Source organism: Serratia sp. ME47 (assembly GCF_903970925.1).
Taxonomy (GTDB): domain Bacteria; phylum Pseudomonadota; class Gammaproteobacteria; order Enterobacterales; family Enterobacteriaceae; genus Serratia; species Serratia ureilytica.
Map to the genome: position 1 here is coordinate 186,732 of NZ_CAJCKE010000004.1, position 26,229 is coordinate 212,960.

Annotated in this window: 29 protein-coding genes; 14 read left to right on the forward strand and 15 right to left on the reverse strand. The window is 57.2% G+C overall.

Annotated features, from left to right (window positions below):
• Positions 1 to 16: 16 nt before the first annotated feature.
• Genes holB through pabC form a run of 4 tightly spaced genes read right to left on the reverse strand, consistent with a single transcriptional unit; the run spans position 17 to position 3,488 of the window.
• A complete protein-coding gene (holB, locus tag H7A77_RS06575) occupies positions 17 to 1,024 on the reverse strand; it encodes a DNA polymerase III subunit delta' (protein ID WP_182073960.1) in 1,008 nt (335 codons plus the stop codon).
• Complete coding sequence (gene tmk, locus H7A77_RS06580) at positions 1,024 to 1,662, reverse strand: dTMP kinase (RefSeq protein WP_033642688.1); 639 nt, start codon at positions 1,660 to 1,662, stop codon at positions 1,024 to 1,026. The genes holB and tmk overlap by 1 nt, the downstream gene beginning before the upstream one ends.
• A complete protein-coding gene (gene mltG / locus H7A77_RS06585) occupies positions 1,652 to 2,677 on the reverse strand; it encodes an endolytic transglycosylase MltG (protein ID WP_042784205.1) in 1,026 nt (341 codons plus the stop codon). Before mltG ends, tmk begins: the two co-directional genes overlap by 11 nt.
• Before the next feature lie 13 nt (positions 2,678 to 2,690).
• Positions 2,691 to 3,488, reverse strand: a complete 798-nt coding sequence (gene pabC / locus H7A77_RS06590; RefSeq protein ID WP_033642686.1) for an aminodeoxychorismate lyase — start codon at positions 3,486 to 3,488, stop codon at positions 2,691 to 2,693.
• Positions 3,489 to 3,627: 139 nt separating this feature from the next.
• On the opposite strand from pabC, the gene H7A77_RS06595 reads away from it, so the two are divergent.
• A complete protein-coding gene (locus tag H7A77_RS06595) occupies positions 3,628 to 4,203 on the forward strand; it encodes a hypothetical protein (protein WP_197738901.1) in 576 nt (191 codons plus the stop codon).
• Between the two features lie 90 nt (positions 4,204 to 4,293).
• Here H7A77_RS06595 and fabF read toward each other — a convergent pair whose 3' ends face one another.
• The 8 genes from fabF to yceD all read right to left on the reverse strand — a co-directional run bounded on the left by fabF (position 4,294) and on the right by yceD (position 10,414).
• A complete protein-coding gene (gene fabF / locus H7A77_RS06600) occupies positions 4,294 to 5,535 on the reverse strand; it encodes a beta-ketoacyl-ACP synthase II (protein WP_033642685.1) in 1,242 nt (413 codons plus the stop codon).
• Positions 5,536 to 5,617: 82 nt separating this feature from the next.
• Positions 5,618 to 5,854 (reverse strand): acyl carrier protein, encoded by a 237-nt coding sequence (acpP, locus tag H7A77_RS06605; RefSeq protein WP_004719003.1) that lies wholly within the window; start codon positions 5,852 to 5,854, stop codon positions 5,618 to 5,620.
• Between the two features lie 154 nt (positions 5,855 to 6,008).
• Complete coding sequence (fabG, locus tag H7A77_RS06610) at positions 6,009 to 6,743, reverse strand: 3-oxoacyl-ACP reductase FabG (RefSeq protein ID WP_004928729.1); 735 nt, start codon at positions 6,741 to 6,743, stop codon at positions 6,009 to 6,011.
• A gap of 11 nt (positions 6,744 to 6,754) precedes the next feature.
• Positions 6,755 to 7,684, reverse strand: coding sequence for an ACP S-malonyltransferase (fabD, locus tag H7A77_RS06615; protein ID WP_182073961.1), 930 nt, complete (start codon positions 7,682 to 7,684; stop codon positions 6,755 to 6,757).
• 18 nt (positions 7,685 to 7,702) lie between these two features.
• Entirely contained in the window at positions 7,703 to 8,656 is a 954-nt protein-coding gene (locus H7A77_RS06620) for a beta-ketoacyl-ACP synthase III (RefSeq protein WP_033642683.1), read from the reverse strand.
• A gap of 6 nt (positions 8,657 to 8,662) precedes the next feature.
• Positions 8,663 to 9,697 (reverse strand): phosphate acyltransferase PlsX, encoded by a 1,035-nt coding sequence (gene plsX / locus H7A77_RS06625; protein ID WP_071841648.1) that lies wholly within the window; start codon positions 9,695 to 9,697, stop codon positions 8,663 to 8,665.
• Between the two features lie 11 nt (positions 9,698 to 9,708).
• Positions 9,709 to 9,876, reverse strand: coding sequence for a 50S ribosomal protein L32 (rpmF, locus tag H7A77_RS06630; RefSeq protein ID WP_004927778.1), 168 nt, complete (start codon positions 9,874 to 9,876; stop codon positions 9,709 to 9,711).
• Between the two features lie 16 nt (positions 9,877 to 9,892).
• On the reverse strand, positions 9,893 to 10,414 hold the full coding sequence (gene yceD, locus H7A77_RS06635) for a 23S rRNA accumulation protein YceD (protein ID WP_004927780.1): 522 nt from the start codon (positions 10,412 to 10,414) through the stop codon (positions 9,893 to 9,895).
• Between the two features lie 141 nt (positions 10,415 to 10,555).
• Between yceD and H7A77_RS06640 the strand changes: the two genes are divergently transcribed.
• Positions 10,556 to 11,137, forward strand: a complete 582-nt coding sequence (locus H7A77_RS06640; RefSeq protein WP_042784201.1) for a nucleoside triphosphate pyrophosphatase — start codon at positions 10,556 to 10,558, stop codon at positions 11,135 to 11,137.
• 6 nt (positions 11,138 to 11,143) lie between these two features.
• Here the strand turns inward: H7A77_RS06640 and rluC are convergent, their stop codons facing one another.
• Entirely contained in the window at positions 11,144 to 12,103 is a 960-nt protein-coding gene (gene rluC, locus H7A77_RS06645; protein WP_004927787.1) for a 23S rRNA pseudouridine(955/2504/2580) synthase RluC, read from the reverse strand.
• A gap of 552 nt (positions 12,104 to 12,655) precedes the next feature.
• On the opposite strand from rluC, the gene rne reads away from it, so the two are divergent.
• Complete coding sequence (gene rne / locus H7A77_RS06650; protein ID WP_072627827.1) at positions 12,656 to 16,024, forward strand: ribonuclease E; 3,369 nt, start codon at positions 12,656 to 12,658, stop codon at positions 16,022 to 16,024.
• A 60-nt stretch (positions 16,025 to 16,084) separates the two neighbouring features.
• Here the strand turns inward: rne and H7A77_RS06655 are convergent, their stop codons facing one another.
• Entirely contained in the window at positions 16,085 to 16,372 is a 288-nt protein-coding gene (locus H7A77_RS06655; protein WP_025302406.1) for a putative quinol monooxygenase, read from the reverse strand.
• A gap of 213 nt (positions 16,373 to 16,585) precedes the next feature.
• Between H7A77_RS06655 and pyrC the strand changes: the two genes are divergently transcribed.
• From pyrC to H7A77_RS06700, 9 genes are all read left to right on the forward strand, one after another.
• On the forward strand, positions 16,586 to 17,632 hold the full coding sequence (gene pyrC / locus H7A77_RS06660) for a dihydroorotase (protein ID WP_033642678.1): 1,047 nt from the start codon (positions 16,586 to 16,588) through the stop codon (positions 17,630 to 17,632).
• Positions 17,633 to 17,707: 75 nt separating this feature from the next.
• The gene (gene dinI / locus H7A77_RS06665; protein ID WP_033650738.1) at positions 17,708 to 17,947 is read left to right on the forward strand and encodes a DNA damage-inducible protein I; all 240 of its coding nucleotides are present in this window, start codon (positions 17,708 to 17,710) and stop codon (positions 17,945 to 17,947) included.
• A gap of 130 nt (positions 17,948 to 18,077) precedes the next feature.
• Positions 18,078 to 18,359 (forward strand): hypothetical protein, encoded by a 282-nt coding sequence (locus H7A77_RS06670; RefSeq protein WP_046686854.1) that lies wholly within the window; start codon positions 18,078 to 18,080, stop codon positions 18,357 to 18,359.
• Positions 18,360 to 18,558: 199 nt separating this feature from the next.
• Positions 18,559 to 18,813, forward strand: coding sequence for a biofilm formation regulator BssS (bssS, locus tag H7A77_RS06675; protein WP_004927812.1), 255 nt, complete (start codon positions 18,559 to 18,561; stop codon positions 18,811 to 18,813).
• 139 nt (positions 18,814 to 18,952) lie between these two features.
• Entirely contained in the window at positions 18,953 to 20,068 is a 1,116-nt protein-coding gene (gene solA / locus H7A77_RS06680) for an N-methyl-L-tryptophan oxidase (RefSeq protein ID WP_089191510.1), read from the forward strand.
• 216 nt (positions 20,069 to 20,284) lie between these two features.
• Positions 20,285 to 20,911: a LuxR C-terminal-related transcriptional regulator gene (locus H7A77_RS06685; protein ID WP_089191509.1), complete on the forward strand. Its 627-nt coding sequence runs from the start codon at positions 20,285 to 20,287 to the stop codon at positions 20,909 to 20,911.
• 122 nt (positions 20,912 to 21,033) lie between these two features.
• Positions 21,034 to 21,150, forward strand: a complete 117-nt coding sequence (locus tag H7A77_RS06690; protein WP_004927822.1) for a DUF2770 family protein — start codon at positions 21,034 to 21,036, stop codon at positions 21,148 to 21,150.
• 3 nt (positions 21,151 to 21,153) lie between these two features.
• Positions 21,154 to 22,173, forward strand: coding sequence for a zinc-dependent alcohol dehydrogenase family protein (locus H7A77_RS06695; RefSeq protein WP_182073962.1), 1,020 nt, complete (start codon positions 21,154 to 21,156; stop codon positions 22,171 to 22,173).
• A 394-nt stretch (positions 22,174 to 22,567) separates the two neighbouring features.
• Entirely contained in the window at positions 22,568 to 23,257 is a 690-nt protein-coding gene (locus H7A77_RS06700; protein ID WP_042784188.1) for a hypothetical protein, read from the forward strand.
• Positions 23,258 to 23,551: 294 nt separating this feature from the next.
• Here the strand turns inward: H7A77_RS06700 and H7A77_RS06705 are convergent, their stop codons facing one another.
• Positions 23,552 to 24,610 (reverse strand): AI-2E family transporter, encoded by a 1,059-nt coding sequence (locus tag H7A77_RS06705; RefSeq protein WP_182073963.1) that lies wholly within the window; start codon positions 24,608 to 24,610, stop codon positions 23,552 to 23,554.
• Between the two features lie 442 nt (positions 24,611 to 25,052).
• On the opposite strand from H7A77_RS06705, the gene H7A77_RS06710 reads away from it, so the two are divergent.
• Both H7A77_RS06710 and H7A77_RS06715 read left to right on the forward strand, forming a co-directional pair.
• The gene (locus H7A77_RS06710) at positions 25,053 to 25,607 is read left to right on the forward strand and encodes a cytochrome b (RefSeq protein ID WP_033642671.1); all 555 of its coding nucleotides are present in this window, start codon (positions 25,053 to 25,055) and stop codon (positions 25,605 to 25,607) included.
• 23 nt (positions 25,608 to 25,630) lie between these two features.
• Positions 25,631 to 26,209 (forward strand): YceI family protein, encoded by a 579-nt coding sequence (locus H7A77_RS06715; RefSeq protein WP_016928208.1) that lies wholly within the window; start codon positions 25,631 to 25,633, stop codon positions 26,207 to 26,209.
• Positions 26,210 to 26,229: the final 20 nt, after the last annotated feature.

The window sequence follows — 26,229 nt, forward strand, 5'->3', positions numbered from 1 at the left end:
TTTTAACTCTTTTACTTTACAGCGAATAAGGTTGGGAATAGCCGGCGGCGCCAAGCATCTGTTCCCAGCGAAGTAACTGTTCGGTCAGCAGCAACTCGCGGTTGACGCCCACTACGCTGAGCAGCTGATGACGGCAGTTCAGCCACTGCTGCACAATCTGTTGCAGCGAAGCGCTGCTCAGCAGGCTGGCCAGCTGATGCACCAGCGGCTGCTGATCCTGATTCAATACATAGTGATACGCGCTCTGTTGCCACTTCATTGCGTCCACCAATAACGCGCACAGCCAATGCAGGCGTTCGGCGACATCTTCATGGTTTAACACCGGCAACAGCGACAGCATATCGCGTTGCGGCAGCGCGGCGCTCAATGCGGCGCACAGGGCGCCGCGCTGTTGCCACTGCTGCGGTTGCAACAACTGCTCGGCGGCCAGGGGCGCGCCGTCGTGCAGGCGCAGCGCCGTGACTCGGTCTGTCTGAGAGCCCGCCGCCTGCCGGCCCAACCACTGCAGGCTGAGCTGCTCATCCGGACTGGCCAAATGCCAGTACAGGCAGCGGCTGCGCAGCGTCGCCATCAGCCGCGACGGCTCACGGCAACCCAGCAGAAAATAGGTTTTCTCCGGCGGCTCCTCCAGCGTTTTCAACAGCGCGTTGGCCGCCGCCTCGGTCAGCTGTTCCGCCTGCGGCAGCCAAATCACCTTGGCGCCGCCCTGTTGCGCGTGGGCGTACAGCGTTTCAATCACCTGGCGGATGGGTTCGATGCCCAGGCTGCTCTTGCCCTTTTCCGGCGCCAGCACGTGATAATCCGGGTGATTGCCCGCCAGCATCAGCCGGCAGCTGTGGCACTCGCCGCAGCTTTTTTCGCCGTTGCGCTGTTGGCAGATCAACCAACGGCTCAGGCCGTAGGCCAACGCATCGTCACCATTGCCCGCCGCCGCATGCAGCAGCAGCGCATGATGGCCACGGCCGTCGGCGTACTGCCCAATCAGCTGGCGATAAGGGCCATTCAGCCACGGGTACCAGTTCATTATGCGCCTTCCTGCTGCCGCAGCCAGTGGCTGACGCAGTCGCGGATCGCCGCAGTCACCTGCTCCAGCGGCTGGGCGGCGTCGACGGTGACGATCGTTTCGTCCTGCGCCGCCAGTTCGAGATAGCGAGCGCGGGTGCGTTCGAAGAATGGCAGCGCCTCCTGCTCGATGCGATCCAACTGACCGCGCGCCTGCGCGCGTTGCAGGCCGACCAGCGGAGGCAGATCGAGATAGACCGTCAGATCCGGGTGAAAATCCCCCAGCACGGTGTCGCGCAGCGAGGTCATCAGCTGCGGATCCACGCCACGGCCGCCGCCCTGATAGGCTTGTGAAGAGAGATCGTGGCGATCGCCCACCACCCAGGCGCCACGCGCCAGGGCGGGTTTGATCACGGTTTCCACCAACTGCACGCGCGCAGCGTACAGCATCAAGACTTCGGCCTTGATGGTCGGCAATTCGCCGTCGATGCCGCGCTTGAACAGGTCGCGCAGCTTCTCCGCCAACGGCGTGCCGCCGGGTTCACGGGTGAAGACGATGTCGTTGATGCCATGTTCACGCAGCACATTGACTACCGTGTCGCGCGCGGTGGTTTTGCCCGCGCCTTCCAGCCCTTCGATTACAACGAATTTACTTTTCATTCTTTTCCTTTAACGCCTGGCGGTACACGCGCACCGCCTGGTTATGGCTCGCCAGATTGGTGGTGAAGGTATGCCCACCCTTGCCGTCGGCGACAAAATAGAGATATGGCGTTTTGGCCGGATTGGCGGCCGCTCGCAGCGAGGCCTCGCCCGGCATGGCGATCGGCGTTGGCGGCAGGCCGGCGATCACATAGGTGTTGTAAGGCGTCGGCGTCTCCAGATCCTTGCGCGTGATGTTGCCATTATAGCTCTCGCCCATGCCGTAGATCACCGTCGGATCGGTCTGCAGACGCATGCCGAGACGCAAACGGTTGACGAACACCGACGCCACCTTGCTGCGCTCTTCCGGCACGGCGGTCTCTTTCTCGACGATCGATGCCATGGTCAGCAGCTCTTCCGGCGTTTTGTACGGCAGACTGGTGTCGCGGCCGTCCCAGGCGGCCTGCAGCGCTTTGTTCATGCGGACGTGGGCACGTTTGAGCAGCGCGATGTCGCTCATGCCGGCGGTATACTGGTAGGTATCCGGGTACAGCCGCCCTTCCGGGGTTTCTCCTGCAGCAATGCCGAGCGCGGCGGCGATCTCCGCGTCACTTTTGCCCGCCAGGGTGTGTTTCAGGTATTTGGACTGCTGGAGCACCTGCTGCCAGTCACGCAGGCGTGAGCCTTCGATAAAGCGCGCGGTGAACTGCGCCTCTTTACCGCTGGCCAACAGTTTCAGCATCTGGCGCACCGTCATGCCCGGCGTGAACCGGTAGGTTCCGGCCTTGAACTCCGCCAGCTCCGGTTCCAGTTTCAGCAGCCACTGGAACCAGCGGCCGCTGCGCACCAGTTTATCGCGTACCAGTAACCCTTCCAGCGCCACCCGGCCGGTGCCGGCAGGCAGTTTGAAGATAGTCTCTTGCTGGATAGCCAGCGGCGTATCGGCAAAGCGTTCGATCTTCTGGTAGCCCCAAAACAGCAGCGCCAATGCCAGAACAACAATAACAGACAGGACCTTCAGCTTTCTTTTCTTCATCAATCAGCCATGGTTAACAGTGTGGACGCAAAAAATCATACAGCTGGCGCGAATGATAACGCCATGATTGAGCAACGTTTACCGGCAGCAGCGGCATCAGCGCGTTGCTCACCAGGACTTCGTCGGCATCGGCCAGCGTCTCCAGCGGCTCGCTGACGCAGTGCAGACGGTATTCCGATCCCGCCAGCAGTGCGATCACCCGTCGCCGCATCAGGCCCGCGACGCCCGCCTGGCTCAGGTCAGGGGTAAACACCGCTTTTCCCTTACGCCAGAACAAATTAGCCGCACAGCATTCCACCAGCATACCGGCAGTGTCAAGCACCAGCGCCTCGTCGGCGGCCGTCTGGTCAAGATGCGCGCGGATCAGCACCTGCTCCAGGCGGTTCAAATGCTTCAACCCCGCCAGCAGCGGATTGCGCGCCAGCGCCACCGGGCTGAGCGCAAGCGTGATGCCCTGCTCGCGCCACTGCAAATAGTGCGCAGGGTAGCTGCTGCGGGCGACGATGCGCGTCGGGTTTTCGCACCCCGTCGGGCTGTAGCCTCGTCCACCGCTGCCGCGCGTCAGTATCGCTTTGACCACGCCGAGCGAAATTGATTCTGCCGCCTGCGCCATCTCGCGCTCGAAAGCCGGCCAATCGGTGGCGGGCAGCATCAGCCGTTGGGCCGCCTGCTGCAGCCGCTCCAGATGCCAGGGCAGCAGCTCGATTTTACCGTCGATAACCCGGGCGGTAGTAAAGCAGCCGTCGCCGAACTGCAGGCCACGATCGCTCGGCGCCAGCGCATCGTGGCGTTGTCCGTTAATCCAGTACATGCTTCCTCCTGTTGCCGGGTGATTTCATTACGCTCGCAGAATAGCAGGCGGCCGTTAATGCAAAAGCGCTCAATATGACCACTTATCATCCAGCTCGGCTGGTGTTATGGTAGCTCATTGGAAAAATTAGGCTATCCGCATGAAATACAAAAAAATATTATCAATAATTATAATTTTATTTACCATTCTGATAACTGCCGGGCTGCTGACCATAAAGCCGCTGCGCGTTGCCTTCCCCTCATTGCTGCCGGGAATAACATGCCCAACAGCAACCCTCTGCACGGATGATGTCGCAAAATTAGTAGATGCTCAAAAGCTTTATCGAACCGGCTATGCGCACGCCAGTAACGCCGTCGGACCATTTATCGGCAGCCCTCGAGTCGTGTTCTGCAGCGCTGCAGCCTGCGCCGAGATGTTCGGCATGGGAAAACGGGCCGCCGCTGCGATTGGTGATCTCGGTCTGATTGTTGCACCACGCGGTTGGACAGCGTTCTACTTAACGCATGAAATGATCCACTATCGGCAGGCAGAATCCTTCGGTAATCTCGCCATGTTGACCAAGCCTTCATGGCTGATTGAGGGCATGGCTTATTCCATGAGTGGCGACCCGCGCTCACTGGGCGCCCCCTTCGAAGAATGGCGTACTCAATTCGAGATGTGGCAGGCTACACTTGGCAATCAATCCGTGTTGCAAGCGGCGAAAAATATAAAATAGCCCCCTGCAGATGCCCCTCTCCGTCAAATTGTACGCGTAAAAAAGCCCGGTTAAAAAACCGGGCTTTTCATCAGCGAAAAACCGCGCGAGTTACACTCGGCGGAAGATCAGCGAGCCATTGGTGCCGCCGAAGCCGAAAGAGTTACACAGGGTGTACTCCATATCGCTGACCTGGCGCGCTTCGTGAGGCACGAAGTCCAGATCGCAACCTTCATCCGGGTTATCCAGGTTGATGGTCGGCGGTACCGCCTGATCGCGCAGCGCCAGCACGGTAAAGATGGACTCGATCGCGCCCGCCGCACCCAACAGGTGGCCGGTCATCGATTTGGTCGAGCTCACCAGCACGCGCTGGGCATCAGCGCCGAACACAGATTTCACCGCCTGCGCTTCCGCCTGGTCGCCCGCCGGCGTAGAGGTGCCGTGTGCGTTGATGTAACCGATTTGTGACGGGGTCACACCGGCGTCAAGCAGGGCATTTTCCATCGCCAACGCAGCGCCAGCGCCGTTTTCCGGTGGTGACGTCATGTGATAAGCATCGCTGCTCATCCCAAAGCCAACCACTTCGGCGTAGATTTTCGCGCCGCGTTTTTTCGCGTGTTCGTACTCTTCCAGCACCATCATGCCGGCGCCGTCGCCCAGCACGAAGCCGTCGCGGTCTTTATCCCACGGACGGCTCGCCGCCTGCGGGTTGTCATTACGGGTGGACAGGGCGCGCGCTGCGCCAAAGCCGCCGACGCCCAATGGGGTGCTGGCTTTCTCTGCCCCACCGGCCAGCATCACGTCCGCATCATTGTAAGCAATGATACGCGCGGCATGGCCGATGTTGTGTACACCTGAAGTACAGGCGGTGGCGATGGAAATGCTTGGGCCACGCATGCCGTACATGATTGTCAGGTGACCTGCAATCATATTCACAATGGTGGAAGGCACGAAGAACGGACTGATTTTCCGTGGGCCACCGTTAACCAGTGAACTGTGGTTTTCTTCAATCAAACCCAGGCCGCCGATGCCGGAACCGATCGCGGCTCCAATGCGGCTGGCGTTAGCCTCGGTGATGTCCAGACCTGCATCCTGCATGGCTTGCATGCCGGCAGCGATACCGTACTGGATAAAGGCGTCCATCTTGCGCGCATCTTTGCGAGAGATGAAATCCTCAGAATTAAAATTCTTTACCAGGCCAGCAAACTTGGTCGCATAGGCAGTGGTATCGAAATGGTCGATCAGGCTGATGCCACTCTGACCGGCAAGAAGAGCGTTCCACGTGGACTCTACCGTATTGCCGACAGGAGACAACATGCCCAGTCCGGTCACAACTACTCGACGCTTAGACACGTTTGTCCTCCAGGGAGGGAAAAATATGACACTAGGGATAGAAAAAACTTAGGCGGTCGAACGACCGCCTAGATATGTTCTCTTACTGCTGGCTAGCGTTGATGAAATCAATAGCTGCCTGAACAGTAGTGATCTTCTCAGCTTCTTCGTCTGGAATCTCGGTGTCGAATTCTTCTTCCAGTGCCATTACCAGCTCAACGGTGTCAAGAGAATCAGCGCCCAGATCTTCAACGAAAGAAGCGTTGTTCAAAACTTCTTCCTGTTTAACACCCAGTTGCTCAACAATGATTTTCTTAACGCGTTCTTCGATAGTGCTCATACTCTTAAATTTCCTATCAAAACTCGCTTTCGCGATGGTTTTCGTAGTGTATAAAATGCTGAAAAAGATGCAACTAAATCCCGGCTGGTCAAACCACGATTTTACGCTATTTTGCGGTTTTTGCCTCAAATAACGCAAATGGTTTTCACATTTTTTAAATCATGTACATGCCGCCATTGACATGTAACGTTTCACCGGTGATATAGCCGGCCTCATCAGAGGCCAAAAATGCAACAGCGCTGGCGATTTCTTTAGCATCGCCCAGCCGGTTGGCTGGAACTGATGACAAAATGCCTGCGCGTTGATCATCTGTCAACGCCCGTGTCATGTCCGTCTCAATAAAGCCAGGTGCCACGACGTTGACCGTAATGCCACGAGAAGCAACTTCACGTGCCAAAGATTTGCTAAAACCAATCAGACCGGCTTTAGCCGCCGCGTAGTTCGCCTGCCCTGCGTTCCCCATGGTGCCGACAACGGAACCGATGGTGATGATACGGCCAAACCGCTTTTTCATCATAGCGCGCATTACCGCTTTTGACAGGCGGAATACGGAAGTCAGGTTAGTGTCGAGGATATCCTCCCACTCATCATCCTTCATACGCATCAGCAGGTTATCACGCGTAATGCCGGCATTATTCACTAAAATGTCGATTTCGCCAAATTCGGCGCGAATCGATGCCAGCACGCTGTCGATAGATTGCGCATCAACAACGTTCAACATAAACCCTTTGCCGTTTGCGCCCAGGTAGCCGCTGATCGCTTCAGCGCCGCTCTCGCTGGTCGCGGTGCCGATCACTTTGGCGCCGCGGGCCACAAACGTTTCTGCAATAGCTCGGCCAATACCGCGGCTCGCGCCGGTGACCAGAACGATTTTACCTTCGAAGCTCATCATTTTCCTCTTTATTGTTCAAGCGCCGCCGACAGGCTGGCGGTGTCGTTCACCGCCGCAGCCGTCAGGGTGTCAACAATACGTTTAGTGAGACCGGTCAGCACTTTGCCCGGCCCCACTTCCAGCAGCGACGTCACTCCCTGTGCTGCGATAAATTCAACGCTCTCGGTCCAACGCACCGGGCTGTACAGCTGACGCACCAGCGCACTGCGGATCGCTTCAGGATCGTTTTCGGTGCGTACGTCGACGTTGTTCACCACCGGCACCTGCGGCGCGTTGAAGGTGATGTCCTTCAGCGCCACGGCCAACTTGTCGGCGGCCGGTTTCATCAGCGCGCAGTGCGAAGGCACGCTCACCGGCAGCGGCAGCGCACGTTTGGCGCCCGCCGCTTTACAGGCGGCGCCTGCACGTTCAACCGCTTCTTTATTGCCGGCGATAACCACCTGGCCCGGCGAGTTGAAGTTGACCGGAGAAACCACCTGTCCCTGCGCGGACTCTTCGCACGCCTTGGCGATCGCGTCGTTGTCCAGGCCGATGATGGCGTACATAGCGCCGGTGCCTTCCGGCACCGCTTCCTGCATCAGCTTGCCGCGCAGCTCGACCAGGCGGATCGCCGCCTTGAAGTCCAGCACGCCGGCGCAGACCAGCGCCGAGTATTCGCCCAGGCTGTGGCCCGCCATCAATGCGGGCGCTTTACCGCCCTGCTGCTGCCACACGCGGAAAATCGCCACGGAAGCCGCCAGCAGAGCCGGTTGGGTCTGCCAGGTCTTGTTCAGCTCTTCCGCCGGGCCTTGCTGCACCAGCTGCCACAGATCGTAACCCAGCGCGGAAGAGGCCTCGCCGAAAGTCTCTTCGACGATCGGGAACTGTGCGGCCAATTCGGCCAGCATGCCAACGGCCTGTGACCCCTGGCCCGGGAAAACAAAAGCAAATCGCGTCATTTTTTATTCCTGTTCAAATCAGAAACGAACCAGCGCCGAGCCCCAGGTAAAGCCGCCGCCGAAGGCTTCCAGCAGCACCAGCTGGCCACGCTGAATTCGCCCGTCTCGCACGGCTTCGTCCAGTGCGGAAGGCACCGAGGCGGCAGAGGTGTTGCCGTGACGATCGAGCGTCACCACCACTTTGTCCATCCCCATGCCCAGTTTTTTCGCCGTTGCGCTGATGATGCGCAGGTTGGCCTGGTGCGGCACCAGCCAATCCAGCTCGCTGCGGTCCATGTTGTTGGCCTGCAACGTCTCATCGACGATGCGCGCCAGTTCGGTGACCGCAACCTTGAAGACTTCATTGCCCGCCATGGTGACATAGGCCGGCTTGTCTTGATTCTGACGATCCTTGTAAGGCAGCGTCAGCAGGCTGCCGTAGCTGCCGTCGGCATGCAGGTGGGTAGACAGAATGCCCTGCTCTTCAGAAGCCCCCAGCACCACCGCCCCTGCGCCATCGCCAAATAGAATGATGGTGCCGCGATCTTCAGGATCCAGCGTGCGCGACAAGACGTCCGCGCCGATAACCAGCGCATGTTTGACCGCGCCGTTTTTCACGTACTGATCGGCCACGCTGAGCGCATAAGTAAAGCCGGCGCAGGCCGCAGCCAGATCGAACGCCGCGCAGTCTTTGATGCCGAGCATTTGCTGCACCAGGCACGCCGCACTCGGGAACGCGTGAGTCGTCGTGGTGGTCGCCACGACGATAAGCCCAATGTCTTCTTTAGCCACACCTGCCATTTCCAGAGCTTTCTCAGCGGCCTGGAAGCTCATCGTCGCGACGGTTTCATCCGCAGCGGCGATGCGACGTTCGCGAATACCGGTACGCGTGACGATCCACTCGTCAGAGGTATCCACCATTTTTTCCAAATCAGCATTGGTGCGCACTTGTACGGGCAAATAACTCCCCGTACCGAGAATCTTTGTATACATGTACGATCAGTCACTCTTAGGTAATACAGCCTCAAGGCGCGCAGCAATCCTTTCCGGGACTTGCCGCTGCACCGCCTGCACAGCCTGTTCGATTGCGACTGCAAACGCGTGAGGGTTCGCAGCGCCGTGGCTCTTGACTACGGTGCTGCGCAATCCTAACAGACATGCGCCATTATACTGGTCGGGGTTCAGGTGGCCGAACCGCTTGACCACCCGTTTTTGCAACCAACGGCCCAACAATTTCAGCCACCAGGCTCGCTTGTTTCCATCGCCGGACGATTTCAGCAGCGATAAGAACACCCTGACCACCCCTTCCATGGTTTTCAGCGTGACGTTGCCCACGAAGCCGTCGCAGACCAACACATCGGTCTTACCGGTGAGCAGTTCGTTTCCTTCCAGGTAACCAATATAGTTGATTGCCGGAGTATTTTTTAGCACAGCGGCCGCTTCCCGGATATTATCCAGGCCTTTGGTCTCTTCTTCGCCGATATTCAGCAGCGCCACCCGCGGTTGCGCAATGCCGATCACCTCTTCCGCCATCACCGCGCCCATCACGGCAAACTGCACCAGCATGGTGCTGTCGCACTCGACGTTAGCGCCCAGATCCAGCACCACGGTTTTGCTGCGCTGCTGGTTCGGGATCACCGTCATCAGCGCCGGGCGCTCAATGCCCTCCAATGGCTTGACCAATAGCTTCGCCAATCCCATCAGTGCGCCGGTATTGCCGGCGCTGACGCAGCCCTGCGCGTTGCCGCTGCTGAGCTGTTCGAGCGCAATGCGCATCGACGTGCCGCGGCTGGCGCGTATCGCTTGTGAAGGTTTGGCGTCGCCGGCGATCACAGACTCGGCGGGCACGACTTGCAGACGCTCCAGAAGAACCGGATCGGCGTGGGCAAGCAAAGGGGAGATGGCGTCGGGATTACCGACCAGCAAGAGATGAAGCTGTAAATTAGAGGCCAGTGCCTGCAACGAAGCAGGCACTGTGACGCAGGGACCGAAGTCCCCGCCCATTGCATCTAACGCCAGGGTTAGACGAGTCAAGGTATCGCTACTTAGCCGATAACCTTGCGACCGCGGTAGAAACCGTCGGCAGTGATGTGGTGACGACGGTGAGTTTCACCGGATACTTTGTCTACAGACAGAGTAGTCGTGGTCAGAGCATCGTGAGAACGACGCATGCCACGCTTGGAACGGGTTGGTTTATTCTGTTGTACGGCCATGGACCTTACTCCTCAATTACTTACGCTTTAAACTGGCTAATACGGCAAACGGATTCGGTTTCTCCGCCTCGGGAGGCAGTTGGCCAAATACCATGTCCGCTTCGGACACTTCACAGTGTTCAGATTCATGTACCGGAACGACAGGCAGTGAAAGAATAATTTCGTCTTCAATCATTGCCAACAGATCGACTTCGCCAAACTCGTCAACTTCGATCGGTTCGTACGCTTCCGGTAATGCCTCAGCCTGCTCATCATTGACGACCGGGCTAAAACAATATGTTGTGTGAACCTGATGTTCGAACGGGACTCCACAGCGTTGGCACATCAACGTTACCGTGACGTCCGCATGCCCTGTTATCACCGCGAGGCGTTGATTGTCGATATTAAACGACAACGACACCTCAACATCACTGTCCACACTGACCACGGAGTCGGCAACACGAGTAACCTGCTCAGGCGCATAGACACCAGCATAGTCCAGGCGTTTCTGAGCGGTACGTACCGCATCAATGGTCAAGGGTAATTTTACCTTTTGCATAGGGCGCGCATATTAACTTTGTAACGACATAGAGTCAAAGAAAAAGGCCGTAAAACGGCTCCTTTCACCAATATTCGCTTCCACAGCGGCCGACAGTTTAAAATGCCGTACCCATTTACGCTACGGTTTGCGAAAAAAATTATGCAGAGATTGCTTTTAGCCTCCACCTCCCCCTATCGAAAAATGCTGCTGGAGAAACTGCAGCTGCCGTTCGACTGCGCCGCGCCGGAGGTGGATGAAACCCCGCTGCCGGGCGAAGGCGCGGAAGCGCTGGTGCTACGCCTGGCGGCAGCGAAGGCCCAGGCGCTGGCCCTCGCCTACCCCGAGCATCTGATCATCGGTTCCGATCAGGTCTGCGTGATCGATGGCAGCATCACCGGCAAGCCCCATACCGAGGAAAACGCCCGCGCGCAGCTGCGCCAGGCAAGCGGCCAGGCCGTGACCTTCTATACCGGCCTGGCGCTGTACAACGGCCGCAGCAAACAGTTGCAGGCCCTATGCGAGCCTTTCCACGTGCATTTTCGCGCGCTGAACGAAGCGGAGATCGCCGCCTATGTGCGTCTGGAGCAACCGCTGAACTGCGCGGGCAGTTTCAAGAGCGAGGGGTTGGGGATCGCGTTGTTCGACAGGCTGGAAGGCCGGGATCCGAACGCCCTGATCGGCCTGCCGTTGATCGCGCTGTTGGAGATGTTGCGGGCTGAAGGCATCAACCCGCTGGTGTGACGCGGATTATTTGGCGGCCTGCCGGCGCAGCACTTGCAGGCAGTGACGCAGCTCTTCGTCCATCGGCGCTTCGATACGCATCGTTTCGCCGGTGGCCGGATGCTCGAAGCGCAGCGCCGCGGCGTGCAGGAACAGACGCTTCAGGCCGGTACCCGCCAGTTGACGATCGAACTCGCGGTCGCCGTAGCGATCGTCAAAGGCGATCGGATGCCCGGCATGCAGGGTGTGCACGCGGATCTGGTGGGTACGCCCGGTGATTGGGCTGGCCTTCACCAGGGTGGCGAATTCGTAACGCTCTTCCACCTTGAAGCGGGTTTCCGAAGGCTTGCCTTCGCTGTTGACGCGCACGATACGTTCGCCGCTTTGCAGAATGTTTTTCAGCAGCGGCGCCTGTACGGCCTTGCAGTGGGACTGCCACTGGCCGCGCACCAGCGCCAGATAATCCTTCTGCATGCCCTTCAGCCGCAGTTGCTCATGCAGCGAACGCAGCGCGGAACGCTTCTTGGCAACCAACAGCACGCCGGAGGTATCGCGATCGAGCCGATGCACCAGCTCCAGGAAACGGGCCTCAGGGCGCAGCGCCCGCAGCCCTTCAATCACGCCGAAGCTCAGGCCGCTGCCGCCGTGCACCGCGGTGCCGGAAGGCTTGTTGAGAATCAGCAGGTGGTCATCTTCATACAGAATGCAGTCGGCCAGCGCCGCCACCTTATCCAGCTTCGCCGACACCGGCGCCTCTTCGCGCTCGGCCACGCGCACCGGCGGCACGCGCACCACGTCGCCGGCCGCCAATTTGTATTCGACCTTGATGCGCCCTTTATTAACCCGCACCTCGCCTTTGCGCACGATGCGATAAATCATGCTCTTCGGCACGCCTTTCAGGCGAGCGAGCAGAAAGTTGTCGATTCTCTGACCGGCTTCGTCGTCGGAAATCGTGATGAATTGTACTGCTGGATTGTTCGTTTTCATGGTGCGGGATTCTAAATAGAGCGCGTGAATAGCGCCACATCTTTTTCTGTGCTTAACTGTCTCTCTGACGGCGGGCGAAACCCCAGCGGACAATAAGGCAGCAAGCCGATTTGAACGTTTGCGATTTCTTCCGCAGTTAAGGAAAAGTCACCTTGCTATAACGGCATCAGCAGTGGAATAATGCAGTCACTTTCCGCGTTGATTCTCGTTAAACAGGGAAAACGGTGGAATTATAAAATTTGTCTGATCGCGCAAAAACGCAGCAATGGCGTAAGACGTAATGCGAAATCAAACAATTAGCGGGCTGCGGGTTGCAGCTTGGCCGGCAAATGGAATCAGATCTGTCGACGTAAATCAGAGGCTATTCCCCTAGTAAAAGTGCTGTCTTTCACAAAGAAAAGCAGGCTTACCGAGATAATGCGCCCCTATGCAGGCGACAACCGTGAGGTTGACGGCTTTGCGAGAAGACACGGGGCTTTCGGTTTAACTCCGGCCATGAGGTTATTTTGCCCGCAGCTTTGTCGATAATGTAAAAATAACGAGTAAGTTAAGATGAAAAGAATGTTGATTAACGCAACTCAGCAGGAAGAGTTGCGTGTTGCCCTCGTAGATGGACAGCGGCTGTATGATTTGGATATCGAAAGTCCGGGTCATGAGCAGAAAAAAGCGAATATTTACAAAGGCAAAATCACCCGCATTGAACCAAGTCTTGAAGCAGCGTTCGTGGACTACGGCGCAGAACGACATGGTTTCCTCCCTCTTAAAGAAATCGCCCGCGAATACTTCCCTAGCAATTACTCTTCCCATGGCCGCCCGAACATCAAAGATGTGCTGCGCGAAGGCCAGGAAGTCATCGTTCAGGTAGACAAAGAAGAACGTGGCAACAAAGGCGCCGCCTTGACCACCTTCATCAGCCTGGCGGGCAGCTATCTGGTGCTGATGCCGAACAACCCGCGCGCCGGCGGTATTTCTCGCCGCATCGAGGGTGACGATCGCACCGAGCTGAAAGAAGCGCTCTCTTCGCTGCAACTGCCGGACGGCATGGGCCTGATCGTTCGCACCGCGGGCGTAGGCAAATCCGCCGACGCGCTGCAGTGGGATCTCTCCTTCCGCCTGAAGCACTGGGAAGCGATCAAAAAAGCCGCCGAAGGCCGCCCTGCGCCGTTCCTGATCCACCAGGAAAGCAACGTTATCGTGCGCGCCTTCCGCGATTACCTGCGCCCGGACATCGGCGAAATCCTGATCGACAACCCGAAAATTCTCGATCTTGCCAAAGAGCACATCGCCGCGCTGGGCCGCCCGGATTTCAGCAGCAAAATCAAACTGTACAGCGGTGAAATTCCTCTGTTCAGCCACTATCAGATCGAATCGCAGATCGAATCCGCCTTCCAGCGCGAAGTGCGCCTGCCGTCCGGCGGCTCGATCGTCATCGACAGCACCGAAGCGCTGACCGCCATCGACATCAACTCCGCACGCGCAACCCGCGGCGGCGACATCGAAGAGACGGCGTTCAACACCAACCTGGAAGCGGCGGACGAAATCGCTCGCCAGCTGCGCCTGCGCGATCTCGGCGGCCTGATCGTCATCGACTTCATCGACATGACGCCGGTACGCCACCAGCGCGAAGTGGAAAACCGCTTGCGCGACGCCGTGCGTCAAGACCGCGCGCGCATCCAAATCGGCCGCATCTCCCGTTTCGGCCTGCTGGAAATGTCGCGTCAGCGCCTCAGCCCGTCGCTGGGTGAATCCAGCCACCACGTGTGCCCACGCTGTAACGGCACCGGCACCATCCGCGACAACGAATCGCTGGCGCTGTCCATCCTGCGCCTGATCGAAGAAGAAGCGCTGAAGGAAAACACCAAAGAAGTTCACGCTATCGTACCGGTTCAGGTCGCTTCGTACCTGCTGAACGAAAAGCGTGAATCCGTCAGCGCGATCGAAAAACGTCAGGGTGGCGTGAAAGCCGTCATCGTGCCGAACGATGAAATGCAAACCCCGCACTACTCGGTGCTGCGCGTACGCAAGGGCGAGGAAACCTCTACCCTCAGCTACCTGCTGCCGAAACTGCACGAAGAAGACATGGAGCGTCCGCTGGAAGATGCGCCGATGGAACGCAAGCGTCCGGAGCAACCGGCCCTGGCTTCCTTCTCCCTGTCCGCCGATGTGCCGCCGCCGGCTGAAGAACCCGTCGCCGTTGCCAAACCTGTCGCTGCAGCCGCCAAGGCTAAAGCCGCAGCGCCGGCCGCCGCCAAGCCGGGCTTCCTGGGCCGCCTGTTCGGTGGTTTGAAGAGCCTGTTCGCCGGTGAAGAACAACCTGCCGTCGAAGAAGCCAAACCGGCCGAAACGCCGAAGGCGGAAGGCAACGGTGAAAACCGTCGTCAGGATCGTCGCGGTCAGCGCCGTCAAGGCACCGGCCGTAAAGAGCGCGGTGAGCGTAGCGACCGTGGCGATCGTCCGGAACGCGGCGAACGTAAAGAGCGCGGTGAAGGCCGTGACAATCGCGAACGCGACAACCGTGAACCGCGTGAGAACCGTGAAGGCCGTGAATCGCGTGAATCCCGCGATGAGCAGCGCCGTAACCGTCGCAACCAGCAGCAGAACGCGCCGGTAGCGGAGGAAACTGCCTCGGAAGAAAGCGCTAAAGCGCCGCGCGAAGATCAGCAGCAGCGCCGTGAACAGCGTGCTGAACGCCAGCGTCGCCGTCAGGAAGAGAAACGTCAGGCTCAGCAGGAAGTGAAAGCGCTGGAAAGCGTTGACGCGGTCGAGAGCACCGACGAAGAGCAGGAAGAACGCCAGCAGCAGAACATGCAGCGCCGTCAGCGCCGCCCTCTGACGCAGAAAGTGCGCATCCTGTCCGCGGAAGAAGAGTTGCAGCGCGCAGCGGAAGAGCTGTTGGCGCCGAAAGCGCCGGTAGCGAAAGCCGAAGATGCGCAGCCAACCGCCGACGACAGCGTGAAGCTGCTGCCGGAAACCGTTGCCGCTCAGGCGGAAGACGATGCCCAGGGCGAAAACCGCGGCAACGGCGAAGGCATGCCGCGTCGTTCCCGTCGTTCACCACGTCACCTGCGCGTCAGCGGCCAGCGTCGCCGTCGTTACCGCGACGAGCGTTACCCTCTGCAATCCCCAATGCCGTTGGTGGGCGCGTTCGCTTCTCCGGAAATGGCATCAGGCAAAGTCTGGGTAAGCTACCCGGTCGCTCAGGTTGAAGATGCCGAAGTGCAAACCGAAGCCGTAGAGCAGGCGCCGGTTGTCGCCGCAGCGGTTGAACAGCACAGCGTTGCCGTGGAAGAAACTCAGGCCGCGGCCAGCGTCAACGAACCGGCACCAGAAGCCGCCGTTGAAACTGCCGCCGTCACCGTAACGGAAGAAGCGGCAGTCGTAGCGCCGGTTGTTGCCACCCCGGCCGAGGAAACCCCGGCGCCGGTGGAAACCGCCCCGGCAACGGTTGCGATTGAAGAACCGAAAGCGGAAGAGACTGCTCCTGCAGTGGAAGCTGAGCCGGTAGCTGAAACCGTAGCGGCAGAGCCAGTGGTTGAAGCTAAGCCAGCGGAAGACGAGCCTGTGGTCGAAACTGCACCGGTAGAAGCCGCGCCGGCGGAAGAAGCGCCAGTGGTAGAAGCCGCACCTGCAGCGGCAGCCGCTCCGGTAGAAAAAGCGCCGGAACCAACGGCCGCCGAACCTGCGCCTGCGGTTGCTCAGCAGCCGGCGCCGGTGAAAGCCGTGCAGGACGCGCTGTACAAACACATCGCCACTGCGCCGATGACCAAAGCGCCTGCGCCGGCCTACGTGCCGGAAGAACGCAAGCACAGCGACTGGCAGCGCCCTTCCTTCAACTTTGAAGGCAAAGGTTCAGCCGGTGGTCACTCGGCAGTGAGCCAGGCCACCGCGCCGGCCACCAAGCCGCAGCCGGTTAACGAATAAGTTAATCTGCACACCTAAAAAAACCCGCCGACGGCGGGTTTTTTCTTGCCTGCAAAAAGCTCAGGCGATCTTTTTCAGTTTTTTGATGTCCAGAACATCCAACTTGCCGTCAAGTCGACTGACGAACTGCTGAAAATGCGCCGTCTCATTATGCTTATCCAGCGCTTCGCTGCTGGCCCAACGCTCAAAGAACACGAAGGTGCCCGGTTTTTCCAGATCGCGATGCAAATCATATTGCAGGTTACCCAGCTCCTGGCGGCTCGGCTCGAGAATGTCGTGCACCGCTTCACTGACTGCGGCCTCAAATCCCGCTTTCGCTTGCAGGGTGGCGATAACGCGTACTTCCATTGTTTTCTCCCTTTCCACTTGATGAAAGTCGACGCTATTGGCGTCGGCATCGTTGAAATCCTTGTCACTATGCGCCTGCTGCGCCGTTGATTTCAACTTGTCGCCAACAAACAGATGCATCTGCGGCACTTTCCGCTTATCCTTACACCCCGGCGTGAATAAACCCATTATTCGCTTTTCATTAGACGTATTTGACCGCCGGAGCCTAGCTAGATGACCGCACAACCTCAAGTTCTGAAAATCCGCCGCCCAGACGACTGGCATATCCACCTGCGTGACGATGAGATGCTGAAAACGGTGGTGCCCTATACCAGCCAGGTATTTGGCCGGGCGATCGTGATGCCGAACCTGGTTCCGCCCGTGACGACCGTGGCCGCCGCGCGCGCCTACCGCGATCGGATTCTGGCGGCAGTGCCGCAGGGTCACAACTTCACTCCGCTGATGACCTGTTACCTGACCAACTCTCTGGCGGCCAGTGAACTGGTCAGCGGTTTCGAGCAAGGGGTGTTTACCGCCGCCAAGCTGTATCCGGCCAACGCCACCACCAACTCCAGCCACGGCGTCAGCGACGTGACCGGCATTTACCCGCTGTTCGAGCAAATGCAAAAAATCGGCATGCCGCTGCTGATCCACGGTGAAGTGACCGATCCTGCCGTCGATATTTTCGACCGCGAGGCGCGCTTTATCGAACAGGTGATGGAGCCTATCCGCCGTCACTTCCCGGAACTGAAAATCGTCTTCGAACACATCACCACCAAAGAAGCGGCGCAGTACGTGCAGGCAGGCAACCGTTTCCTCGGCGCCACCATCACCCCGCAGCACCTGATGTTCAACCGCAACCACATGCTGGTCGGCGGCATTCGCCCACACCTGTTCTGCCTGCCGATCCTCAAGCGCAACGTCCATCAGGAAGCGCTGCGTCAGGCGGTGGCCAGCGGCTCGGACCGTTTCTTCCTCGGCACCGACTCGGCGCCGCACCTCAAGCATCGCAAAGAGTCCAGCTGCGGCTGCGCTGGCTGCTTCAATGCGCCGAATGCGATCCCGGCTTACGCTGCCGTCTTCGAACAGCTCGGCGCGCTGGAGCACTTCGAGGCCTTCTGCTCGCTCAACGGCCCACGCTTCTATGGCCTGCCGATCAACGAAGATTTCATCGAACTGCAGCGCGTGCCGACCACCCAGCCGGAAGAGATCGCCCTGGGCAATGAATCCGTGATCCCATTCCTGGCCGGCGAAACCCTGAACTGGTCGCTGAAAGGCTGATATTTTTGCTTCGCCCTCTTGCCCTCGCTTACGGTTAACTGTATAAATAAACAGTAAATCGCTTCGGGGGCAATTATGCGTGTTGAAGTCACTATAGATAAAACCCGGCCGCTGCCGTCGGGCGCCATTGAGGCGCTGACCGGCGAGCTGGGCAAACGGGTCAATCGCCAGTTTCCAGGCGCCGTCGTGCACGTCCGTTATGCCGGCGCCAACGGGCTCTCCGTGCTGGGGGGCGCCAAAACCGACCGGGATCTGATTGAGGAAATCCTTCAGGAAACCTGGGAAAGCGCGGACGAGTGGTTCAGCGCAGAATAACACTGCAATGCTGTTTTTGCCGGGGGTCGCTCTCCGGCTTTTTTGTTTCTGGCGCCCTGCCCATTCATCGCTTACCCTTACTCTGGAACCAAATCCGCCTCAGCGCTGTATTTAACGCAAAGGAGTAAGCATGGCCCCGGACAAGGTGAAATCCGAAGACGCAATGACGTTTGGCGAATTGCTGGCGCTGATTGCCGATCAAAAAAGACGCTTGAACGTACTGGAAGTGGCCTTCTCTTACCTGGCCTTCAGCCTGGATGACAAAGCCAACCAACGGCTGATCCACAGCCTGAGGCTGGAATCGCAAAGCCAGAATCGCGACGCCGAAACGCAGAAACATTTCGCGCACTTGGCAGAAGAACTGGAAAAATGTCTGCACGGCTCCGCCCCACCCACCGGCGGCGCGGAATAACGCCGCAGGCTTTACTCATCGCGCGTTCGCACCCGAATTTGTAGAATAATTGTTCAAATAAATATTTATTTTGCAATTTTAGGTGACAACCCCTCCACCGATGAAAGCGGATGCGTATACTGTAATTGCTCTCATGATGATGAGCCGCATTGATCCTCGTTAGTCACTCACGGTAGTTACTACTCAATAAGGGGTCTTTATGGACAGAAATGATGAAGTAATTCAGACGCACCCGCTTGTCGGTTGGGATATCAGTACTGTCGACGTTTACGACGCCATGATGATACGCCTTCATTACCTGTCTTCACTAGACCAAACGCCCGAAGAAGCCCAAGTAGACCGAACGCTTTGGCTGACCACAGATGTCGCCCGTCAATTAATCAATATCTTAGAGGCCGGCATCGCCAAGATTGAAGCTACGGATTACCAGGATCTTGATCGCAGAAAACATTGATTCATCGTCTCCTACCCCCTAAGGCGCCGCGACCTTTCCCGGCGCCTTTTCTTCGCCTTTCGCCGTTCAATCAGTGCATTGCGTCCGCCAACCTTTTATCATGGGGGCATAAGAAATCGCTATCAGAGAGGGTTGGCACGTGGAATATGATTTGATTGTGGTGGGCAGCGGTTCCGTCGGCGCGGCGGCAGGCTATTATGCCACGCGGGCCGGCTTGAAAGTGCTGATGATCGACAGCGCTATCCCTCCGCACCGAAACGGCAGCCATCACGGCGATACCCGCATTATCCGTCACGCATACGGCGAAGGCGAAAAGTACGTGCCGCTGGTGCTGCGCGCGCAGGCGCTGTGGAATGCGCTGATTCAACAATCCGGCGAGGAACTGTTCCAGTCGTGCGGCGTGCTCAACCTGGGGCCACAGCACTCCGAATTCATTCGCAATGCGCAGCTCAGCGCGCAAAAATTCCGCCTGAACGCGCAAACCCTCAGCGCCGAACAGATCAATCAGCGCTGGCCGGAATTTCGAGCACCGGAAGGTTATGTCGGCGTATTCGAGCCAGACGCGGGGTTCCTGCGTGCCGAGCTGGCGATAACCAGCCTGATCAAGCTGGCGAAAGAAGCTGGCTGCAGCCAGCTGTTCAACTGCCCGGTCAACGCGGTAGAACCCATCGATGGCGGCGTTGAGGTCATCACCGACGAAGGGCGTTTCACGGCGCGAAAAGCGGTGATCGCCGCCGGCACCTGGGTCAAAGCGCTGTTGCCGCAACTGCCGATCGCACCGCTGCGCAAAGTCTTCTCCTGGCATCAGGCAGATGGCCGCTACAGCGTGAACAATCGTTTCCCGGCCTTTACCGTCGAAGCGCAAGACGGCACGCACTATTACGGTTTTCCGGCGGATAACGACGGTCTGAAAGTGGGCAAACACGACGGCGGCCAGCCGATGGATGCCCCCGAGCAGCGCAAACCCTTCGGCAGCTACGCCAGCGACGGCACGGAAGTTTTCTCCTTCCTGCGGCAATTTTTGCCGGGTGTAGGCGTATGTTTACACGGCGAAGCCTGCAGCTATGATATGAGCCCCGACGAAGACTTTATTATCGATACCCTGCCGGATTGCGATCGCCTGATGGTCATCAGCGGATTGAGCGGCCACGGCTTCAAGTTCGCCAGCGCTCTGGGCGAGATCGCCGCGCTGTTCGCGCAGGACAAAGCGCCGCCGGTTGACGTCTCAAGCTTTGGTCTGAAACGATTTAGCTGAGCGAAGGATTTCGCTGTCCAAGTCCCCCTCAGGCACTGGACAGCGAAATTTGGCGGTTACAATTTGTTAACCTGCTAACTCTTTTAAATACCAAGTAAAAATCCTGATAACGGAAATTTCTTATATTCAGCAGTTGAATTTCCGAATTGAACACTTGCAGTGTAAGTCCTATTTTACAGAAGATATGCTCCATCGGCTTTCAACAAGGACGTCACCATGAAACTACTTGTCGTGGACGAATGCTGCTTCACCCGGGTCGGTATAGCCAGCTACTTTGCTGATAGTGGGATCACGACGATCAAGTGCTGCCACAGCATTGAATACGCTACATCGCTGTTGGCCAGCTTTCAGCCGAGCCACATTCTGGTGAACCTCAGCAACCAATGCCGCTATAACGAAGCGGACGCGCAACTGCAGGCCTTTATGGAAGCCAGCCAGTCCGCCTTGCTGTTTATCTATCTCGATACACCTTACCCTTACAGCGAAGCGCCAATGCGCATCGCCGATAACGCTTTTCTGTTCAATAAAAGCATTCTGCCGCTCACCTTACGCACACTGCGCGAGGATCCGCTGGCGCTGGCCGATGACGGCGAAGAGCGTTCCCTGTTCAGCCCGCAGGAGCTGACGGTAATGAAGTATTGGATGGCAGAGATGCCTAACTACCGCATTGCGAAAAAACTGCAGATCAGCTCCCATACGGTCTATGTGCACAAGCGTCACATCACGGAAAAGATCAACGCGCGCAACCGGCTGGAGTTTTACTCGCTGTATAACGTGCTGCGCTATTTCTACCCGCCGAGCACGCCGGCGAATTCAACGCCGCTGGCGCTGTTGGCCGTGTAACCTCAAGCCTGCGATAACGCAGGCTTTTTTATCGCCACTTTCCCGCCACTCACGCGCGGCGCGCTATAAATGACGCCGAGAAAAGGACTATAATCAAGGGTCCTTCTCTTCAGGCGGCTGAAATGTTAAACCGAATACTGGCGGCTATCGTCAACAATGTGCGTGAGCATCTGGTGCTGTACCTTTGTCTGTGGCTGGTGCTGCTGGCGTTGGATGTCTATTTCTTTTTCGTCATGTAAGCCATGCCGCCGTTATTTCCCCGATTGAGCTTCAACCGCTTCGGCGATCCCGCCCAGGTGCTGGAATTGCAGCAGACGAGCAGACCGTTGCTGCGCCCCGGACAGCGGTTATTGCAGATGCGCTATGCCCCGATCAACCCTTCCGATCTGATCCCGATCCACGGCCAATACGCGCACCGCATCGCCCTTCCTCAGGTGCCGGGATATGAAGGCGTGGGCGTCGTCGTCAATCCGCAGAATGGGCATTCAACGGGCCGACGCGCGCTGGCGGTAGCGGGTAACGGCAGTTGGCAAACGTTCGTCACGCTGCCTGAAGATCGGGTGGTCTGGGTGCCGGACGACATCGACGACGCCTGCGCAGCGCAAATCTATATCAACCCGCTCACCTGCTGGGTGCTGTTGACCCAATGGCTGCCGCTCAGCGCCGGCGACGTACTGCTGCTCAACGGCGGCGGCTCCGCTGTCAGCCTGCTGCTGGCGCAGCTGACGGCGCTGCGCGGCATTCGTCTGGCGGTCGTGGCGCGCAACGTCGCTCATCGCCAGGCGTTGCTGGCCGCCGGCGCCTGGCGCGTTATCGAAGCGCCGCAGCTGGCGGAAATGACGAATTTTGGCGCCCGTGCGGCCATCGACTGCATTGGCGGAGAAGACGGATTGCAGTTGGCGCGGGCGGTTCGCACCGGCGGCGATTTTGTGGCGCTGGGCCTGCTGAGCGGCCGCCAGGTAGACTGGCGGCGCGTGGTGGACGAGTTAAAGCTGCGCGCTTCGCTGTTCCACTTGCGCAAATGGAACGCACAGGCAGCGCCGGCGCAATGGCAGACGGCGTTTTATCAGTTATTCCTGCTGCTGCGACGCGGCCAGCTGGCGCTGCGCCCGCCTGCCGCGATTTATCCTTTGCGTCAGTACGCAGCGGCGCTGCACCACGCCGCCCAGCCCGGCGTGAATGGCAAAATATTCCTTACGCCGACGACATCGGAGACGATTGCGGTGGATGAACTATTATTCAACGGGGTTCCCAATAAATAAAATGCAATGGAGGAAAAGGTAATTTTTCCGGTAATACTAATTCATTAGTCCTGAGATACCCTTTTATTAGGGCGCCGGACATTATTAAGTTATCAATCTCTACGCTTTGAGATAAGACGCATCGTTACCCAAGAAATAACGATCGATAATAAAATGAGCATGACAATTAGAGAGTCAAACGATGAGCTCATTAAACCTAGTGGGTTTGAGATCTTCGCCACCTTTAAGTACGTATCCTCTGATAGACGCCTGAAAACCACTTCAGCCAGTACGACAAAGTAGATCAGAGTCAATACGATATATGCAATTACTCTCTTCATTGGTCATCCTTGCATTATTTACTGTTCAATATATAATCGCCTAATGGATTCTACATCAAAGGAAATGATAACGCATGTCCTATCTCAAGTTAAAGATGCAGGCAGACCGAGCCATTGCCCTAAGTATTGAGAGGTCCCTTGGACAACTCAAGAAAGACACTACCAGTACTGTACAGAGTTTTAGGTCTGGTGCCGAGCGAGCAAGTTGGTATGGTTCCTGTCTGTTTGATGACTACAAAGACGTATGTAAGCAGTTGAGGCAAGAAGATACCCGCATGTTGTTATCAATTCGGCAGGTGTACCAGCGAAAAGACGTAGTACTGGATATGGTGGAAATCTATTTTAATATTAAGCTTAGTAGGATCAGTGCCCCAGGTCAGCATAAAATTATGCAAGCTATCACTGAAAAACTTGCTAACCATGCATCAGAAAAGTTTTCTAAATTGTCAGTTGCGTATACGATCGCAAAACTAATTACTGAATCCCACGACTTCAAAGAATCACATATTAACATCATCAATAAAAGTAGTTTAGTTGCCGTAAGCGTTTTAAGTTTCTATGGAAAAATGCAAACAGCCGCCATTTCCGCAAGAAAACTTCAATTTTCAGATCCTAACTATTACTCTGCTCTCTACAAAGAAAACCTAGAATTGCTGTACTTTATGATCGAGCCAGAAATGAAAAAAATCATCTACCTAACTAATTCAGGATCTAATAATGAAGAGGAAATCATTTTCCTGATGAACAAGATCCTCACAAAATGAAGTGGTTGATTGAATGGCTGGGTAACTCGTTCGCTTACCTAATCCCTATCGTACTCATTATTGTCGGCGGGGTTATTCTCGTTTCAGTGTTTCCAAAGACTGGTTTTTATCTCACCCTCATCTGGGCCATTGTCGTTTGTGTCGCCTATGTAAGGTGGTCTAAGTGGCTGTAGTATTTACTGAATGGCCAATGTTCACAGTATGCATTAGCAGTAGAAGCGTTAAGCCACCGTTGGGTGGCTTATTCAAAATTCATTAATAACGCACGGCTCAACGTGGCCACAAGAAATTACCTCACTCCGGCGCCGCCGGAGGCTGGCGCGGCGGGCGGCCGTCCCCCAGGATAACCGCCAGCCGATAGCCGCCCTCGGTAGTCTCCAGCGCGATGCGCGCCACGATCGTCAGCGGCACCGACAGCAACATGCCCACCGGGCCGAGCAGCCAGCCCCAAAAGATCAGTGACAGGAACACCACCAGCGTCGACAGCCCCAGCCCGCGCCCCATTACTCGTGGTTCGAGGATATTACCGATCACCATGTTGACAGCGATAAAACCGCCCGCCACCACCAGCGCATCGCCCAGCCCGTTGAACAACAGCGCCTGAATCAGCGGCGGAATGGCGGCCAATACCGAGCCAATGTTGGGAATGTAGTTGAGCAGAAATGCCAGCAGCCCCCAGATAAAGGCAAAACGCACGCCGACCGCCGCCAGGAAGATCCAGACGATCACCCCGGTGGCCAGGCTGATGATGGTTTTAATCACCAGATAGCGCGTCACGCCGTCCAGCGCCCGCCGCATCGCGGCGAGCCCCTCGTTCGGCTTATCCAGCGCCTGCTGCAGCTTGTAAGGCAGCAACTGCACTTCGAACAGCATAAACACCACGGTCATCAGCAGCAGGAAGATGTTGGTCATCGCGCCAGACAGGTGCCCCAGCATGCGGGTGACCAGATTCATCGCCGCGCTGGGATCGACATACTGCAGCATCGCTTCGCTGGAAAGGCTGATATTGAAACGGTCGGCGTAATGCTGCAGCTCGCGCAGCTTCTCGATCATCATGCCGCGGTACTGCGGCAGCGAACGGGCGAACTCGTTCAGCGAAGCCCCCAGCATGCCGATAAACAGCATCACGACCACGATCACCGCCGTCACCAGCAGCGTCACCCCGACGATACGCGGCACCCGTTTACGCTCCAGCATCGCCACCAGCGGATTCAGCACCATGGCGAGAAATACCGCCAGCAAAAACGGCACCACAATGTCGGCGGCGGCTTTCACCCCGGCCAAAATGATCACCAACATCGCCAGCAGGACGGCCAGACGCAGGCTGCTGTCGGTCACACGGGTTCGGCCCATGACGTTTCCTTGTTATTTCACTGGGTTAACCGGCGCCAGGGCGCCGGCTCTTGGCGCTAATGGTAGCAAAATCCGCCGCTGCACCGCAGGGGATTTAGCGCAACCGTTCGACAAAGTTAATCTTTCCGCCCTGCCCTGCGCCGCAATAAATAGGCATAACCTTTGCCAACAAATAATCTCGCCGGGCAACTCACGAGGGGTTTACGTAAAATGACAAAAGCTGACATTAATAGATAATAGCCCCATTTTTCAATGACTAGCATGAACCTCTCGTGAGCGAAATAATATTATCTCCAACGATTTATCTGATTAACTCCGAACATCTCGAACAAATTCACTGACTAATATTTCAAAGTAGTAACATAGTTAAATTTATTATTGATTTTATGTTTCCTAAAGTTTAATTATTGCAGCCAGCCAATCGGTAATCGAAGGAAACAGGATGCTCTGGAAAAATACCGCCGATCGTTTCGGCCATGTGTCAGTGTTGATCCACTGGCTGGTGGCGCTGACGGTGTACGGCATGTTCGCACTCGGCCTGTGGATGGTCACGCTGGGCTATTACGACGTCTGGTACCATCAGGCGCCGGAGATCCACAAAAGCATCGGCACGCTGCTGTTCATTGTGATGGTGATCCGCGTGGTCTGGCGCTTTGTCTCACCGCCGCCCAAACCGCTGGCCAGCTATGGCCGCCTCACTCGCGTCAGCGCCATCCTCGCACATCTGGCGCTGTACGCCGTGTTGTTCGGCATTCTGATCAGCGGCTATCTGATCTCCACCGCAGACGGCCAACCGATCAGCGTGTTCGGCTGGTTCAACGTGCCCGCCACCGTGACCGGCATGGCGGAACAGGCCGACACCGCCGGCGCCATACACCTTTACCTGGCCTGGGCCGTGGTAGTGCTCTCGGTACTGCACGGGCTGGCCGCGCTTAAACATCACTTTATCGATCGTGATGTCACTTTGAAACGGATGCTGGGTAGCAGCGCCGATTAACCTTTGGATTTATGGAGATTGCTATGTTGAAAAAGACCGTATTGGGCCTGACCGCAGGCGCCCTGCTGCTGAGCGCCGGTTCCGCACTGGCGGCAGACTACAAGATCGACAAACAAGGCCAACACGCCTTTATCGAATTCCGCATCCAGCACCTGGGCTACAGCTGGCTGTACGGCAGCTTTAAAGACTTCGACGGCGGCTTCACCTTCGACGAGAAAGATCCGTCCAAGGACAAGGTCAACGTGACCATCAATACCGCCAGCGTCGACACCAACCACGCCGAGCGCGACAAGCACCTGCGCAGCGCCGAGTTCCTCAACGTGGAGAAGAACAAGCAAGCCAAGTTTGAATCCACCGAAGTGAAGAAAAGCGGCGACGGTTACGCGGTGGTCGGCAACCTGACGCTGAACGGCGTCACCAAACCGGTTACGCTCGATGCCAAACTGATTGGCCAGGGCAACGATCCGTGGGGCGGCTACCGCGCCGGCTTTGAAGCCAACGGCAAGATCAAGCTGAAAGATTTTGGCATCACCACCGATCTGGGCCCGGCGTCGCAAGACGTTGAGCTGATCATCTCCGTAGAAGGCGTGCGCGAGAAATAAAAAAAAGCCCGGCTTGGCGG

Coding starts and splice junctions, on each gene's coding strand:
- H7A77_RS06640 (WP_042784201.1), top strand. CDS start 10,556: ATGCAGAGATTGCTTTTAGCCTCCACCTCCCCCTATCGAAAAATGCTG.
- rluC (WP_004927787.1), bottom strand. CDS start 12,103: ATGAAAACGAACAATCCAGCAGTACAATTCATCACGATTTCCGACGAC.
- bssS (WP_004927812.1), top strand. CDS start 18,559: ATGGACAGAAATGATGAAGTAATTCAGACGCACCCGCTTGTCGGTTGG.
- H7A77_RS06690 (WP_004927822.1), top strand. CDS start 21,034: ATGTTAAACCGAATACTGGCGGCTATCGTCAACAATGTGCGTGAGCAT.
- H7A77_RS06700 (WP_042784188.1), top strand. CDS start 22,568: ATGTCCTATCTCAAGTTAAAGATGCAGGCAGACCGAGCCATTGCCCTA.
- H7A77_RS06705 (WP_182073963.1), bottom strand. CDS start 24,610: ATGGGCCGAACCCGTGTGACCGACAGCAGCCTGCGTCTGGCCGTCCTG.
- acpP (WP_004719003.1), bottom strand. CDS start 5,854: ATGAGCACTATCGAAGAACGCGTTAAGAAAATCATTGTTGAGCAACTG.
- H7A77_RS06670 (WP_046686854.1), top strand. CDS start 18,078: ATGGCCCCGGACAAGGTGAAATCCGAAGACGCAATGACGTTTGGCGAA.
- H7A77_RS06620 (WP_033642683.1), bottom strand. CDS start 8,656: ATGTATACAAAGATTCTCGGTACGGGGAGTTATTTGCCCGTACAAGTG.
- H7A77_RS06685 (WP_089191509.1), top strand. CDS start 20,285: ATGAAACTACTTGTCGTGGACGAATGCTGCTTCACCCGGGTCGGTATA.
- H7A77_RS06595 (WP_197738901.1), top strand. CDS start 3,628: ATGAAATACAAAAAAATATTATCAATAATTATAATTTTATTTACCATT.
- holB (WP_182073960.1), bottom strand. CDS start 1,024: ATGAACTGGTACCCGTGGCTGAATGGCCCTTATCGCCAGCTGATTGGG.
- tmk (WP_033642688.1), bottom strand. CDS start 1,662: ATGAAAAGTAAATTCGTTGTAATCGAAGGGCTGGAAGGCGCGGGCAAA.
- mltG (WP_042784205.1), bottom strand. CDS start 2,677: ATGAAGAAAAGAAAGCTGAAGGTCCTGTCTGTTATTGTTGTTCTGGCA.
- fabG (WP_004928729.1), bottom strand. CDS start 6,743: ATGAGCTTCGAAGGTAAAATCGTTCTGGTCACCGGCGCGAGCCGCGGT.
- dinI (WP_033650738.1), top strand. CDS start 17,708: ATGCGTGTTGAAGTCACTATAGATAAAACCCGGCCGCTGCCGTCGGGC.
- H7A77_RS06655 (WP_025302406.1), bottom strand. CDS start 16,372: ATGGAAGTACGCGTTATCGCCACCCTGCAAGCGAAAGCGGGATTTGAG.
- H7A77_RS06715 (WP_016928208.1), top strand. CDS start 25,631: ATGTTGAAAAAGACCGTATTGGGCCTGACCGCAGGCGCCCTGCTGCTG.
- fabD (WP_182073961.1), bottom strand. CDS start 7,684: ATGACGCGATTTGCTTTTGTTTTCCCGGGCCAGGGGTCACAGGCCGTT.
- rpmF (WP_004927778.1), bottom strand. CDS start 9,876: ATGGCCGTACAACAGAATAAACCAACCCGTTCCAAGCGTGGCATGCGT.
- pabC (WP_033642686.1), bottom strand. CDS start 3,488: ATGTACTGGATTAACGGACAACGCCACGATGCGCTGGCGCCGAGCGAT.
- pyrC (WP_033642678.1), top strand. CDS start 16,586: ATGACCGCACAACCTCAAGTTCTGAAAATCCGCCGCCCAGACGACTGG.
- H7A77_RS06710 (WP_033642671.1), top strand. CDS start 25,053: ATGCTCTGGAAAAATACCGCCGATCGTTTCGGCCATGTGTCAGTGTTG.
- rne (WP_072627827.1), top strand. CDS start 12,656: ATGAAAAGAATGTTGATTAACGCAACTCAGCAGGAAGAGTTGCGTGTT.
- yceD (WP_004927780.1), bottom strand. CDS start 10,414: ATGCAAAAGGTAAAATTACCCTTGACCATTGATGCGGTACGTACCGCT.
- H7A77_RS06695 (WP_182073962.1), top strand. CDS start 21,154: ATGCCGCCGTTATTTCCCCGATTGAGCTTCAACCGCTTCGGCGATCCC.